This window comes from Pelagicoccus sp. SDUM812005, assembly GCF_031127875.1.
Classification (GTDB): Bacteria; Verrucomicrobiota; Verrucomicrobiia; order Opitutales; family Opitutaceae; genus Pelagicoccus.
In genome coordinates, this window is sequence record NZ_JARXIA010000076.1 from 1 (window position 1) to 593 (window position 593).

The window sequence follows — 593 nt, forward strand, 5'->3', positions numbered from 1 at the left end:
GGCGGCATGGCTCCCTACATGATCGCCGAAGAAAAGGACCTGCTCGCCCTTCCCGACGAGCTGAGCTACGTCGACGGAGCCCAGGTCGCCTGCGGCTTCGGCACCGTCTACGAAGGCCTGGAGAAGATCGGCATCAGCGGCAACGACGCCGTCCTCGTTACCGGCCTCGGGCCCGTCGGCCTCGCCGCAGCCGTTCTCTCCCGCGCTCTCGGAGCCAAGACCATCATCGGCACCGACGCCATCGACGAACGCCTCCAGATCGCCAAGGACCTCGGACTCTGCGACCACGTGCTCAAGGCAGGCTCCGACAACGTCGAGCAAATCCGCGCCCTCACCGGCGGACACGGCGTCGAGAGAGCCGTGGACTGCTCCGCCCACCACGCCGCCCGCAAGACCGCCGTGCAAGCGACCCGCAAATGGGGCAAGATCGTGCTTATCGGCGAAGGCGGGACCATGGACCTGAACCCGTCCCCCGACATGATCCACGACCAAAAGACGATCTACGGCTCCTGGGTCACCTCGACCTGGCGCATGGAAGAGCTGCTCGAGCGCCTCGTGCGCTGGGGCGTCAAGCCCTCCGACCTCGTCACCCA

General features: G+C 66.8%; 1 protein-coding gene. It reads left to right on the plus strand.

Annotation, left to right across the window (positions count from 1 at the left end):
• On the plus strand, positions 1-593 hold a 593-nt coding region (locus QEH57_RS24755), incomplete at both ends, for a zinc-binding dehydrogenase (RefSeq protein WP_309009492.1).